Origin of the sequence: Lactococcus sp. LG1074, assembly GCF_017309525.1 — a bacterium.
Taxonomy (GTDB): domain Bacteria; phylum Bacillota; class Bacilli; order Lactobacillales; family Streptococcaceae; genus Lactococcus; species Lactococcus petauri.
In genome coordinates this window covers 25,441-40,123 of record NZ_CP071293.1, presented here as the reverse complement: position 1 = coordinate 40,123, position 14,683 = coordinate 25,441, and the positions used below count along the sequence as shown (strand labels likewise).

Below are 14,683 nucleotides of genomic sequence, written 5' to 3'. Positions count from 1 at the left end.
ATCAACTTTAAAAGAATAAATTGTTGCTCCGCCAAGACTATCTTGAAGCGGAGTATTTTTAATAAGGGGACAAGATGAGTAATCAATTGAAAATATTTGCGACAGATATGGATGGCACTTTTCTCGACGAAAACCGTGCCTACGATAAAAGTCGTCTACGTGATATTTTAAAAGAATTTAAAAAAAGAAATTATCTTTTTTGTGCAGCAAGCGGACGTCAACTCTTGGCTTTAGAAGAACTTTTTGACGAGTTCCAAGACCAAGTCGCTTTCTGTGCGGAAAATGGCGCCTTGGTTAAATACCAAGGCGAGATTCTCTACAGCAGTATCTTAGGTCAAGATAAGGCCAGCAAACTCGTTGAACTTGTACGTCAAAATCCACACATGCATCGTGATGTTGTTCTCTTTTCAGGACTCAACGGTGCTTATGCACTTCAAACAGCCGATCCACAATTTGTCGAATTTGCCAATCTCTATTATTCTGATTTAAAATTGGTACAATCAGTCCATGATATTGAAGATGAAATCTTAAAAGTCTGTGTGGAGTTTCCACCAGAACAAATCCGCGAATGTGAAGACTGGATAAATGCACAAATGACCGATATTCGTGCAACAACGACCGGCTTCCGCTCTATTGACATCATGTCAGCTGGAATCAGCAAGGCTACAGGCCTCTCACACTTGCTCACACACCTCCAATCAAGTCCGGAGTCACTTACAGCTTTTGGTGATCAAAGCAATGACTTAGAAATGCTGGAATTAGCAGGTACCGCTGTAGCCGTTGAGAATGCTATTCCGGAGGTTTTGAAAATTTCCGATAAGGTTATCGGTCACAATCGCGACGCAGCAGTCTTAACTGAGCTCGAAGCCATTTTGGCACATTAATCAAGAGTATGAGCCTTGCCTCATACTTTTTTGACTGTTTTCAGCCTCAATCATATTGGCTAAAACAAAAGATTTTCGTTATAATTGAACAGAGAAATTATCGGAGGATACACTATGAGAATCGCAATTGATGCTATGGGTGGCGACTTTGCACCCGAGTCAATCGTTAAAGGAATTAATTTAGCAAAAAAAGAATTTCCAAATATTGAGTTTCAGCTCTACGGAAAACCTGAAGCAATTAAAGCACATTTAGAGGATGAAAAAAACGTAAAAATCATCGCAACAACTGAACTTATCGACTTCCACGATGAGCCAGTAAAAGCTATCCGCAAGAAAAAAGATAGCTCTCTCGTCCGTGCGGTTAAAGCAGTCAAAGATGGTGAAGCTGATGCTGTTCTTTCTGCGGGAAACACTGGTGCTCTGCTTGCTGCTGGCTTATTTATTGTCGGTCGCATCAAACAGATCGACCGGCCAGCTCTTATGAGTACACTTCCTACTGCAGATGGTACAGGCTTCGATATGTTAGATTTAGGTGCTAACGCTGAAAATAAACCTGAACATCTGGCTGACTTCGCTATTTTAGGAAGCTACTATGCGGCCAATGTACGTGGTGTTAAAAATCCTCGTGTAGCACTTCTCTCCAACGGATCTGAAGAATCAAAAGGTTCAACGATGATTAAAGAAACGCATGCTTTACTCTCAAATATTGAAGATATTAATTTTATTGGTAATATTGAATCGCGTGACATCTTGACTGGAGCAGCTGATGTCGTTGTCGCTGATGGTTTCACGGGAAACGCTGTGCTTAAAGCTATCGAAGGGACTGCAAGTGTTCTGATGCGTCAAATCAAAAACGGCATCATGAATGGAGGATTCACCACTAAAATCGGTGGTGCTCTTGTGAAAAAAGAACTCAGTAAACTCAAAGACACGATGAGTACCGATAGCGCGGGTGGTGCAGCTTTAGTAGGTGTCAAAGCACCTGTTATCAAGGCTCACGGTAATTCTAGCCCTGAGGCCATTGTTTCAACGATTCGTCAAATCCATCGGATGCTAGAAACGGATGTTACTGGCCAACTAGTGAAACATTTCGAAGACAAAAACTAATAAAAAAGCTTTACCATTATGGTAAAGCTTTTTTATTAGTTATATTTCTTGTAGTACACATTTTTGACAAACTGTAACAATAAGAGATAAGCAAGGATAATTAGACCCCAGTAGAAGAAGAATTGAACAGGCAAGTGTGCTAAGTCAATAATTGATCCATATGAACTTAAAATCAATGTAAAGCCAACGACAAATGCGCCAATTGTGGAAAGAATGACTGGCAATGAAGGACGACTTTGCAAGAAGGGGACTTTTTTGGTACGCAAGATATGGAAAGCCAAAGCTTGTGTACCTAAGCTGACTGCAAACCAACCTGCTTGGAAAAGGTTAGCATGGGCAACTGTATTGAAGCCAAAGACATACCACAATACAAGGAAAGTGATGATGTCAAAGATAGAAGACACGGGTCCAACAATAAATGCAAAACGGGCAAGACCTTTAGTTTGCCATTTCACTGGACGCGCAATGTCTTCTTCGTCAACATTATCCCAAGGGATTGAAAGTTGACTCATGTCATAAATCAGATTCAAAGTTAAAATTTGTAAACTGAGCATTGGCAAGAAAGGTAAAAAGGCGCTAGCCACCAAGACTGAAAAGACATTCCCAAAGTTTGAGGATAAAGTGATACGAATATACTTCATCATGTTTGTAAAGACTTTACGTCCTTCAGTGACACCCGTTTCCAAGACCTGTAAACTTTTCTCGAGCAGAATGATATTTGAGGCGTCTTTAGTAATATCGGCTGCAGTGTCAACTGAAATCCCGATATCTGCCGCACGTAAACTTGGGGCGTCATTTATTCCGTCTCCCATAAAACCAACCGTGTGAACCTTACGAATAAGTTCAATAATTCGTGCCTTTTGCATCGGATTTAATTTTGCAAAAAGGTGTACTTCCATAGCTGTATTGAACAGTTCTTCATCATCCATAAGATCAATTTCACTTCCGATACAATAACGATCAACCGGAATTCCAACATCTTCACAAACTTTTTGCGCTACAATGGCATTATCACCTGTCAACACTTTTACAGTTACACCGTGATTTTGTAAACTATTGATTGCTTTAGCAGCAGATTCTTTAGCCGGATCCAGGAAACCGATAAATCCGACAAGTGTCATATCACGCTCGCTATCAGAGTCAAAGTCTTCTAGTTCATCATCTGAAATGATTCGTTCAGCAATAGTTAAGACACGCATGCCTTGCATATTCATTTCACGGTTGACTTCTTTCATCTCTGCTAAACGTTCTTCCGTAATTTCAACACGTTTCCCGTCTTCCATTACATGTGTACAGATGGCTTGCATCTCCTCAACGGCACCTTTTGTGACCATCAAGTTTTTATTATCGGTTTTTACAACGACAGATAAAAGACGACGTGAGAAATCAAAAGGAATCTCATCTACTTTTGTAATATTTTCATCAGGCAATTCACGGCCCAATTTTTTGAAATAGTCAATGACAGCAACGTCCATCAGATTTTTCCAACCGGTTTGGAAGTTAGAATTGATAAAAGCGGAATTTAATACTTCATCTGCCTTATTGCCACGAGAATTTACATATTCAACCATAACGACACGGTCTTCTGTAATTGTGCCTGTCTTATCTGTACAAAGTATATCCATCGAACCTAGATTCTGGATAGCAGATAGATTTTTTACAATGACTTTTTCTTTACTGAGAGCCACTGCACCTTTAGCCAAGTTCGCATTGACAATCATGGGCAGCATTTCAGGTGTAAGACCGACAGCTACAGCGATGGCAAAGAAGAATGATGTTTCAAAATCGCCTTTTGTTACCCAGTTCAAAACCAAAACAACTGGGAACATAATCGCAACTAAAGTCAATAGAAGGCGACTTACACGGCTCAATCCTTTATCAAAAGCGGATTCAACCTTTGTTGCTGTGGCTTTACTGGCAATATCACCGAACATGGTAGAAGCACCAGTTTTAACGATTAAAATCTCACCATTTCCTGATAAGACATCTGTTCCCATAAAGAGAACATTTGGAGCATCAAGTGCTGACGTAACTTCCCAATCAATTTGCTCATCTTCATCTAAATCCTCCGGCAAACGCTTCTCGACTGGGAAAGATTCACCGGTTAAAGAGGCTTGATTGATAAAGAGATCTCGGTGTGAGAGTAGAATAGCATCTGCTGGTATCATATCTCCCGTTTGAAGTTGAATGATATCTCCTGGAACAACTTCGTCCATTGGGATTTCAAAATTTTCCGCTCCACGTTTAACATTTGTGGTATTTTCAATCATCTCATGTAAAGCGATTGAAGCTTTTTGTGACTTGTATTCCTGTACAAAACTAACACCAGCAGATACGGTAACCATGAGCAACATGTAAAGTGCGCCCTCCATATCTCCTGTCAATGCGGAAACAACTGCCAAAAAAGCAAGAACAAAAACAAATGGATTTTTAAAAGCATGGAGCAGAATAATATACCAGGGAATGGGTTGCTGACTTGCAACCACATTCGGTCCGTATTCGTCTAAGCGTTCCTCAGCCTGTTCAGCGTTCAAACCCGTAAAACTCGTGTTTAAACGTTCAAAAAGCTCGTCACGATTCAACTGTGCCAACTCTTTTAGCACATCGTTTTTGTTTGTTTTCGTTTTTTGCATACTTGCACCTCCCTCATTTCTAGGGCGTAAACCTTTGAAGGCCTACTTTTCTTTTATTATGGTGTGGTTTGCGAAATTCCTCTCTTTATTCTACTACAAATTATAGGAAAGTCCTATGAAGATACTTAATCGAAATTATAAAGTAATTTATTATACATACATGAACACACTTCACTTCTTAGTGTTATATTTGTAACCAAAACCAGATGAACCACATGTAAACTTAGTTGACACATTCTTGACAACTCCTCTTGTCTTACTCGAAAGGTTATGCACATGTTTACAACTTTATTTTTGTACAAAAAAAACATGTGGAAAGATATGGAGGCACCTTTCCACATGTTAATAACTGTAGTTTAAATCACTAATTCAGCATCAAGTTCAATAGGAACTGATGCTAAAGCTTTAGAAACCGGACATGTTGCTTCGATTTCTTTTGCTAACTTTTGGAATTCATCATCAGAAATTCCAGCAATTTTAGATTGGTTTTTCAGATGGATTTTTGTAATCGCAGGACCATCGGCTGTTACCGCAAAGGTAACATCTGCTTGGGTATATATATTATTGACCTTGTAACCTTTTTCGCTTAAAAGCAATGAGAATGCCATGCTAAAACAAGCAGCATGTGCTGCACCCAAAAGTTCCTCTGGGGTTGTTATTGATGCCGAATGCTCTGCGCGCGCTTCAAAATTATAAGGTGTATCAGTAAATACTTGTGAAGAATCTAGACTGATGGTACCTGAACCATTTTCTAAATCTCCTTGCCATTGTGCTGATGCTGTGGATACATTTGCCATATTTTTCTCCTTTTTATGTTATAAATAGTTAGTTTTCCTATATTCTCAGTATAGGATTTTATTATAGCCTTTTCAAGAGATTGGGCTCAGACTTATTTGACATTATTTGAAAATAAATGTAGAATTTGTACTATCAGAAGAGTAGCTTTTCAAAGAATTCTTTAGGAAGTTGACGGTTGTGCAAGTCAATGTTTTCAGAAAAGTGAATGGGCTGATAATAACAAAAAATGATTTTAAGCAATATAAATCACGGCTGCTCCCGTTAAAAAAGCACTCGTTCCTAGGACGAGCTAGAGGAAATTCTTAAGGAATTTCGAATTACGGTGGTACCGCGTGTTAACGCCCGTAAAGTATTTTTACAATGCTTTACGGGTTTTTTTGTTATAAAAATTTGTACATCAAGAAGGAGAGAACTATCATGAATAAACCTACAATCTTAACTGGCGATCGCCCTACGGGCAAACTCCATATCGGACATTATGTTGGCTCACTTAAAAATCGTGTGCTTCTACAAAACACAGGAAAATACAACATGTTTGTTTTCCTTGCCGACCAACAAGCACTCACCGATCATGCTAAAGAACCAGAAAAAATTATCCAATCTGTTGGAGACGTGGCTTTAGATTATTTGGCTGCTGGCCTCGATCCAGAAAAATCAACCATTTTTATCCAGTCCCAAATTCCTGAATTGGCAGAACTTTCAATGTATTATATGAATTTAGTCTCTCTAGCACGACTTGAACGTAATCCTACAGTTAAAACAGAAATTGCTCAAAAAGCCTTTGGTGAATCTATTCCTGCTGGCTTCTTAGTTTATCCTATCGCTCAAGCCGCAGATATTACAGCCTTTAAAGCCAATCTGGTTCCTGTAGGAAATGACCAGAAACCAATGATTGAACAATGTCGCGAAATCGCCCGTTCTTTCAATAATGCATATAACTGTGACGTTTTAGTTGAACCTGAAGGACTTTATCCAGAAAATGAAGCGGCAGGACGTCTTCCTGGGCTTGATGGGAATGCAAAAATGTCTAAATCACTTGGTAACGGCATCTATCTGGCTGATGATATGGATACGCTCAAAAAGAAAGTGATGAGCATGTACACAGATCCCGACCACATCAAGGTTGAGGATCCAGGTAAAATTGAGGGCAATATGGTCTTCCATTATCTTGATGTTTTTGGACGTGAGGAAGATGCTACTACTATTGCTGAGATGAAAGAGCATTATCAAGCTGGGGGCTTAGGAGATGTAAAAACTAAACGCTATCTATTGGATATTCTCGACCGTGAACTCTCTCCAATTCGTGAACGCCGCATCGAATTCGCTAAAGACATGGGCGCTGTTTATGATATGCTTCAAGCGGGCTCTGAAAAAGCACGCGCTGTTGCTGCAAATACCTTATCTGAAGTAAAATCAGCGATGGGTATTAACTACTTTGATGCTAAATAAAAAGAAGGCAAGAACTTATGACAACTCAAGAAAAAATTGCCGCATTTGCCAAGAAAATCCATGAGAATAACAATGATGGACATGGCTTTGATCACGTCAGTCGCGTTGTCAAGCTCGCAAAGCAAATTCTTGCTACTGAGCCCCTTGCAGATTCGGATTTAGTTATTGCTGCGGCTTACCTGCACGATATCTATGATGAAAAGCTCTGTGCCAATGTTGACAAACACAAACAGGACCTTGCAGCCTTCTTAACTTCCTTAGATTTTTCCAAAGAGAAGCAGGATAAAATCTTTTACATCATTGACAATATGAGTTATTCTACTAACCTTTTGGAGAAAAAAGAACTCGACATCAATGGTCAAATCGTCCAAGATGCCGACCGTCTTGATGCGATGGGCGCTTGGGGCATTGTGCGGACTTTAGAGTATGGCTGGGCCAAAGGTCGCACCTTTTACGCCCCACAAATATTACCCGAAAAGTTTGAGAATAAGCATACTTACCACCAAAACCAAGGCACAACGCTCAATCATTTTTACGAAAAGCTCTTTTTGCTCAAAAATTTACTAAACACAGCACATGCTAAAAAATTAGCTGAGAAAAGAGATAAAATTATGCATGATTTTGTCACGGCTATCGAAGATGAATACAATATTTAGAAGGAAAAGATATGGACTTAGAGAAAAATGATTCTTATATGAAAAATCAGAATACTTGTCTTATTTTTGCTCACCGTGGCTCAAAATGTAACCGACCTGAGAATACGTTAGCCGCCTTCCAAGAAGCTCTTCGTGTCAAATCAGACGGTATTGAACTCGATGTCCATCTGTCTAAGGATAATCAATTAGTCGTCATTCATGACGAAAAAGTCAATCGGACAACCTCTGGAAAAGGACGTGTCCGTGACTTAAGACTGGCAGAACTTAAACAATTAGATGCTGGCTCTTGGTTTGATAGCCGTTTCAGGGGAGAACGTATTCCTACATTACAGGAAGTTATAAATCTGCTGACAAAAGAGAACTTTACAGGCTTCTTAAACATTGAGTTTAAGACCGACATTATTGACTACCCAGATATCGAAGAAAAAGTATTGGAGTTGGTTGCTCAACAAACTCTTCCATTTACAATCATCTATTCTTCTTTTAATGTCAATACACTTCAGCGGCTTCAGGATCTCGGTGTAAAAGATGAAATAGCCTACCTTGCAGGTAAAAAATTACAGAAGGTAAGCCTAAATAAAGTAGAGAACTTTATGTCCAGTCTTCATTTGAAAAAAAAGTATGTTTTAAAGTACCCCGAACTTCTAGCTTCTGATCATCGGCCAATCCGGCTCTGGGGGATTGATTCGGAAACGGACATGCGCTATGCCTTTCAGCATAATATAGCAGGAATTTTTACAGATTTTCCTGAAAAAGCACGACACATCAGGCAAGATTTATAAAAATTATTGAACTCATAAAAAACATGCCAATGCATGTTTTTTTTACATTCATAACTTCACAAATTTTTCAAAGAAATAGCATAATATTCAATTATGATAGCGGAGTCATTTTTCTTTACATTCTATTTCACAAGGGATATAATGAAACTATATGTGTTCAATGTCAAAGACATTTGACATATATTTTTAATGGAAGGAGAATCTATGCAATATATCAATTATCTCGGGCAGGATGCCTATACTAACATTGCGATGGATTCTTGGTTATTAAACAATCTGAAAGCAGACGAACCCGTATTTTCCCTTTGGCAAAATAAGCGCGCTGTTATCGTTGGACGTAACCAAAATACTTTTGCTGAGATAAACCAAGATTATATTGATCAACATGATGTACAAGTTGTACGTCGCGTATCTGGTGGTGGTGCTGTCTATCATGATGAGGGAAATATTTGTTTTACATTTTTTGTTCCCGTAGCCAGTTCAGCCCAGGTCAACTTTCATCAATTCGTGAAACCCATGTATGATGCACTTCGCTCCCTTGGTATTGAAGCCGAAATTACTGGAAGAAATGATTTAGAAATTTCGGGGAAAAAAGTTTCGGGGAACGCTCAACGTTACGCTGGTGGTTACCTTATGCACCACGGTACTTTACTTTGGGATACTGATGTGGAGGCGATGATCCGCTCACTGAATGTCTCTGACGAAAAGTTTGTCTCTAAGGCTGCTAAATCTGTTCGCGCACGTGTCGGGAACATTAAAGACTTTGCCCCTGACTTAAACTTAGATACTTTTATCGATGCCCTCAAATACTATTTGACGGACCAAGGTAAAGATGGTGAATATATTCTGAGCGATGAACAGCTGGCTGGTATAAAGGTTGCACGTGATGAACAATTTTCAACTTGGGATTGGAATTATGGTGAAAGCCCTAAATTCAGTTTCAACAACCATGCCAAATTTACTGGTGGATCAATTGATATCCAAGTTGACGTTGATAATGGTCTGATTACTGATATTAATTTCTTGGGGGATTTCCTTGGTGTCCGTGACTGGCGTGATATCAAACAAGATTTTATCGGTCTTCCATTTAATCCAGATGCTGTCTATGAAGTTTTAGAGAAAAACAAAGCAGGTCAGTATTTTGGAACAATTGAAAACAACGAACTTTCACAGCTTTTTAGAGCTGATGAATTAGTTTAAAAACAAGAATGAAGAAGAAAGTGAGATATTTATGTCAAACAGCACAAAAATCCTCGATTTCAAAGAACAATTAGAATTACAAGATAGCGCATTTCCAACGCTTCAAATCTTAGACGAAAATGGAAAAATCGTTGACGAAGAAGGCCTTAAACGTGCCGATCTTTCAGATCAAGATTTAGTAGAACTCTTTAAAAACATGCTTCTTAGTCGTCAAATTGACATCCGCTGCATGAAGCTTGCTAAGCAAGGTCGTATGGGATTCTTTGGACCAACTGCAGGTCAAGAAGCTTCTCAAATGGCTTCTGCTTTTGCATTCACTGACGAAGACTGGCTTTTTCCAGGTTATCGTGACTTACCACAAATTTACGCAAAAGGTTGGCCAATTTGGAAGGGGCTCCTCTGGTCTCGTGGTCACCAACTCGGTAACGAATATACAACAGACGAAGGTGCGGAAGTAAAATCTTGGTTCCCACAAATCATCATTGGTGCTCAATATGTTGAAGCTGCTGGTGTTGCTTTGGGCCTTAAAAAACGTAAAAAAGATGCAGTTGCCTTTGTTTACACAGGTGATGGTGGTTCATCTCAAGGTGATACTTATGAAGGTATCAACTTTGCTTCTGCTTACAAAGCTCCTCTTGTTGCTTTTATCCAAAATAATGGTTATGCAATCTCAACACCACGTGAACTCCAAACAGCAGCACCTCACTTGGCTGCTAAAGGTTGGGCAGCTGGTGCGCCTTCTATCGTTGTAGACGGTAACGATGCAATCGCTATGTATTTAGCAGCTAAAGAAGCTCGTGCTTGGGCTGTTGCTGGTAATGGACCGGTAGTTATTGAAGCTCTTACTAACCGTTTGGAGCCACATTCAACAGCTGGTGATGATCCACTTCGTTACCGTAGCCAAGAAGGACTTGATGCTTGGTGGGCAAAAGAGCCATTACTCCGTATGCGTACTTACTTGACTGAAAAAGGTATCTGGGATGATGCTCAAGAAGAAGCTTATATCGCAGAACTTGATGCTCATATCGATGCAGACATCAAGAAAGCAAATAATGTTGAAAAACAAAAAATCTCAAGCTTCTTGAAAAACACACTTGAAGTACCTAGCCAAGTGATGGCAGAACAAATTGCAAAATTTGAAAGTGAGGGCAAGTAAACATGGCAGTAAAAACTTATATTGCAGCAATCACAGAAGCGCTTGACTTGGCGCTTGAACGTGACGAAAACACATTGATCTTCGGTGAAGACGTTGGACAAAATGGTGGGGTATTCCGTGCAACCGACGGACTCCAAGCCAAACACGGAGAAGACCGCGTCTTCAACACACCTTTAGCTGAATCTGGTATTGGTGGTTTAGCAATTGGTCTTTCAACTCAAGGCTTCCGCCCTGTTATGGAAATCCAATTTGGCACATTTGTGTATGAAGTTTTTGACTCAATTGCTGGACAAATGTCTCGTACACGTTACCGTTTTAATAACACACGTCATAACCCAATTGTTATCCGTACACCTTATGGTATCGGTACAAAAACACCTGAAATGCATGCCGATTCTATTGAAGGGCTCTTTGCTCAAATTCCTGGTCTTCGTGTTGTTATGCCTTCAAATCCGGCTGATGCTAAAGGTCTCCTTTTGGCAGCCATTGAAAATAATGACCCTGTAATGTACCTTGAAAACTTACACCTTTATCGTTCTGTTAAGGGTGAAGTTCCAGAAGGTTATTACACAACACCTTTAGACCAAGCAGTGGTTGCTAAAGAAGGTTCAGACGTTTCAATTATCGCTTATGGTGGTACAGTTCCTTTGGCTATCAAGGCTGCTGAACAACTCGAAAAAGAAGGTGTTAGCGCTGAAGTTCTTGATTTGCGTACTGTTTCACCACTTGACATCAAATCAATCGGTGAAACAGTTGAAAAAACTGGACGTGTTGTTGTCGTTCAAGAAGCTCAACGTACAGCTGGTATTGCTGCTAACGTTATGGCGGAAATTTCAGAACGTTTCGTTCTGTCACTTAAAGCACCTATCGGCCGTGTAGCGGGGCCAGATTCTATCTTCCCATTTGCTCAAGCCGAAAATGACTGGGCAATTAAAGCTGACGATATTGTGAAAAAAGTGAAAGAGGTAGTAGATTATGACTGAAATTTTTAAAATGCCTGATATCGGCGAAGGCATGCACGAAGGCGATATCGCCAACTGGCTTGTAAAAGTCGGAGATGTCGTTAAAGAAGACGATCCAGTAGCCGAAGTACAAAATGACAAATTGATGCAAGAAATTTTGTCTCCTTACTCTGGTACTGTAACAAAACTTTTCGTTGAAGCTGGAACAACTGTTGAAGTTGGCGCTCCACTTATCGAATATGATGGAGATGGCTCAGGTGAAGCTGGTACTACTGAAGCATCTCCCGCTGCTGCTTCTGAAGCTCCTTCAGGTGATGCTCAAATCTTCACTATGCCTGATATCGGTGAAGGTATGCACGAAGGCGATATCGCCAACTGGCTTGTAAAAGTCGGAGACGACGTCAAAGAAGATGATCCTGTTGCTGAAGTACAAAACGACAAATTGATGCAAGAGATCTTGTCTCCTTACTCTGGTAAAGTTACAAAACTCTTTGTTGAGGCTGGAACAACTGTTGAAGTCGGCGCTCCACTTATCGAATACAATGGTAATGGTTCTACAGCTGCCGCTACTCCAGCTCCTAAAGCTGCTACAACAGCAGCTGCCGATACAGCACCTTCTGCTCCTAAAACTGAAGGTGGTGCTACAACACGTACTACTGCAGACGGTCGCGTTCTTGCGATGCCATCTGTACGTCACTATGCGCGTGAACACGGTATTGATTTGACTCAAGTTCAATCTACAGGTCGTCATGGACACACAACCTTGGCAGATGTCAAAGCCTTTGCTTCTGGCGCAGCTGCTCCTGCGGAAGCTAAGCCAGCTCCTAAGGCTGATGCAGCTAAACCTGCTGCTCCTAAACCAGCTCCAGCTCCTGTACAAGCAGCTGAAGGTGATCGTCGTGAGCCAATGACGCCAACACGTAAAGCCATCTCAAACGCGATGAGCACACAAAATGCAAATATTCCAGCGGTTACTAACTTTGACCAAGTGGAAGTTTCTAAACTTGTTGCTCACCGTAAAGAATACAAAGAAATTGCGGCTAAACAAGATGTTAAACTTACTTACCTTGCTTACGTGACTAAAGCCTTGGCTGCTACAGCTAAGAAATTCCCAGAAATTAACGCATCTATCGACGGTACGGATATTGTTTACCATAATGATGTAAACATTGGTATCGCCGTAAATGCGCCAAGCGGACTTTATGTACCTGTGATTAAAAATGCAGATAAGAAATCAATCTTTACTATTGCTAAAGAAATTTCTGAACTTGCTGAAGCTGTACGTACTGGTTCTATCAAACCAGACCAAATGCGCGGTTCAACAATCACAATTTCAAATATTGGTTCTGCTCGCGGCACTTGGTTTACACCAATCATCAATGGTTCTGACGTTATGATCCTTGGCCTTGGTTCAATCGTTAAAGAACCAATCGTTAACGCTGAAGGTGAATTAGCTGTTGGTCAAAACATGAAGCTTTCTGTAAGTTATGACCACCGTCTCATCGATGGTATGCTCGGACAAGGTTCATTGAACTATCTTAAGAGTCTTTTAGCTGATCCAGCTTACATGCTCATGGAAGTTTAAGAAGAAAAGAGGAAAGAATAATTATGGTTGTTGGTGCACAAGCCACTGAAGTAGATACAGTTGTCATCGGATCAGGCCCTGGCGGTTACGTTGCGGCGATTCGTGCGGCTGAACTTGGTAAAAAAGTTGTTGTTATCGAAAAAGATAACGTAGGTGGGGTCTGCCTTAATATTGGTTGTATCCCTTCAAAAGCCTTGATTAACGTGGGACACCACTATCAAGACGCTCTTAAACAAGAAGCAGGCAAAAGTCCCTTTGGACTTTCTAACGGTGAAGTAAATCTTGATTGGGCCGCTGCTCAATCATGGAAAGATGAAAAAGTTGTGAAGCAACTCACTGGCGGTATCGCAATGCTCCTGAAAAAGCATAAAATTGAGTTGATTAAAGGAACAGCTGAATTCATCGATAATGAAACAATTAACGTGGAGCAAGAAGACGGCTTCCAATTGTTGAACTTCCAAAATGCAATTATTGCTACAGGTTCACGTCCAATTGAAATCCCAAGTTTCCCTTACGGCGGACGCATTATTGATTCAACAGGTGCCCTTAATCTGAAGGAAATCCCTAAACATTTGATCATCGTTGGTGGTGGTGTTATCGGTTCTGAACTTGGTGGCGCCTACCGTATGTTAGGTTCTAAAATTACTATTGTTGAAGGATTAGATCACATCTTGAATGGTTTTGACAAAGAAATGTCAGACATCATTGCTAACCGTGTAAAAACTGCTGGTTCAGAAATCTTCACTTCTGCTATGGCAAAATCTGCGACTCAAACAGATACAGATGTTACTTTAACTTTCGAAGTAGATGGTAAAGAACAAACTGTTACGGGTGACTACTTACTCGTATCCGTAGGTCGTCGTCCAAATACTGACATGTTAGGTCTTAACAACACTGACGTTAAGCTTACAGATCGTGGCCTCATCGAAGTCGATGACTCATTCCAAACTTCTGTACCACACATCTATGCTATTGGTGACGTTGTTCCTGGACCAATGCTCGCACACAAAGCATCATTCCAAGCGAAGATTGCGGCGGCTGCCATTGCGGGCGGAGAAGACGCTGTGGACTTGCATATCGCTCTTCCTGCTGTTGCTTATACAACAACAGAGTTGGCTACTGTAGGTGAAACACCTGAATCTGTAAAAGATCGTATGGATCAAGTTAAAATCAGCAAATTCCCATTTGCAGCTAACGGACGTGCTATCTCAATGGACGATACGACAGGTTTCATTCGTTTAATTACAGAGAACAAAGAAGGTGCCGTTATTGGTGCACAAATCGTTGGTCCTGGAGCTTCTGACTTGATTTCAGGTCTTGCTCTTGCAATCGAAAACGGTTTGACTTCAAAAGATATTTCCTTAACTATCCAACCTCACCCAACACTTGGTGAAGCTATCATGGATACAGCTGAAATTGCTGATGGATTACCTATCCACGTTTAAAAGAATAAAAAAAGCATTCATCTGAA

Annotated in this window: 12 protein-coding genes; 10 read left to right on the top strand and 2 right to left on the bottom strand. The window is 40.4% G+C overall.

Annotation, left to right across the window (positions count from 1 at the left end):
- Positions 1-74 precede the first annotated feature (74 nt).
- Positions 75-884 (top strand): Cof-type HAD-IIB family hydrolase, encoded by an 810-nt coding sequence (locus tag J0J36_RS00190; RefSeq protein ID WP_019292104.1) that lies wholly within the window; start codon positions 75-77, stop codon positions 882-884.
- A gap of 114 nt (positions 885-998) precedes the next feature.
- The gene (plsX, locus tag J0J36_RS00185) at positions 999-1,991 is read left to right on the top strand and encodes a phosphate acyltransferase PlsX (protein ID WP_019292103.1); all 993 of its coding nucleotides are present in this window, start codon (positions 999-1,001) and stop codon (positions 1,989-1,991) included.
- A gap of 35 nt (positions 1,992-2,026) precedes the next feature.
- Here the strand turns inward: plsX and mgtA are convergent, their stop codons facing one another.
- Both mgtA and J0J36_RS00175 read right to left on the bottom strand, forming a co-directional pair.
- Positions 2,027-4,624: a magnesium-translocating P-type ATPase gene (gene mgtA / locus J0J36_RS00180; RefSeq protein ID WP_165719000.1), complete on the bottom strand. Its 2,598-nt coding sequence runs from the start codon at positions 4,622-4,624 to the stop codon at positions 2,027-2,029.
- Between the two features lie 356 nt (positions 4,625-4,980).
- Entirely contained in the window at positions 4,981-5,421 is a 441-nt protein-coding gene (locus J0J36_RS00175; RefSeq protein ID WP_019292147.1) for an OsmC family protein, read from the bottom strand.
- 418 nt (positions 5,422-5,839) lie between these two features.
- Here J0J36_RS00175 and trpS point away from each other — a divergent pair, with 418 nt between their 5' ends.
- From trpS to lpdA, 8 genes are all read left to right on the top strand, one after another.
- Complete coding sequence (gene trpS, locus J0J36_RS00170) at positions 5,840-6,871, top strand: tryptophan--tRNA ligase (protein ID WP_019292148.1); 1,032 nt, start codon at positions 5,840-5,842, stop codon at positions 6,869-6,871.
- Between the two features lie 17 nt (positions 6,872-6,888).
- Positions 6,889-7,527 (top strand): HD domain-containing protein, encoded by a 639-nt coding sequence (locus J0J36_RS00165; RefSeq protein WP_019292149.1) that lies wholly within the window; start codon positions 6,889-6,891, stop codon positions 7,525-7,527.
- 11 nt (positions 7,528-7,538) lie between these two features.
- Complete coding sequence (locus J0J36_RS00160) at positions 7,539-8,309, top strand: glycerophosphodiester phosphodiesterase (RefSeq protein ID WP_019292150.1); 771 nt, start codon at positions 7,539-7,541, stop codon at positions 8,307-8,309.
- Positions 8,310-8,513: 204 nt separating this feature from the next.
- Positions 8,514-9,509 carry a lipoate--protein ligase gene (locus J0J36_RS00155; RefSeq protein WP_019292151.1) on the top strand — a complete coding sequence of 332 codons (996 nt, stop codon included), beginning with the start codon at positions 8,514-8,516 and terminating at the stop codon, positions 9,507-9,509.
- A gap of 31 nt (positions 9,510-9,540) precedes the next feature.
- Positions 9,541-10,665, top strand: a complete 1,125-nt coding sequence (locus J0J36_RS00150; RefSeq protein ID WP_153924294.1) for a thiamine pyrophosphate-dependent dehydrogenase E1 component subunit alpha — start codon at positions 9,541-9,543, stop codon at positions 10,663-10,665.
- 2 nt (positions 10,666-10,667) lie between these two features.
- Entirely contained in the window at positions 10,668-11,648 is a 981-nt protein-coding gene (locus J0J36_RS00145) for an alpha-ketoacid dehydrogenase subunit beta (protein ID WP_003133589.1), read from the top strand.
- Positions 11,641-13,212, top strand: coding sequence for a 2-oxo acid dehydrogenase subunit E2 (locus J0J36_RS00140; RefSeq protein ID WP_019292152.1), 1,572 nt, complete (start codon positions 11,641-11,643; stop codon positions 13,210-13,212). Before J0J36_RS00145 ends, J0J36_RS00140 begins: the two co-directional genes overlap by 8 nt.
- A 23-nt stretch (positions 13,213-13,235) precedes the next feature.
- Positions 13,236-14,657 carry a dihydrolipoyl dehydrogenase gene (gene lpdA / locus J0J36_RS00135; RefSeq protein ID WP_019292153.1) on the top strand — a complete coding sequence of 474 codons (1,422 nt, stop codon included), beginning with the start codon at positions 13,236-13,238 and terminating at the stop codon, positions 14,655-14,657.
- Positions 14,658-14,683: the final 26 nt, after the last annotated feature.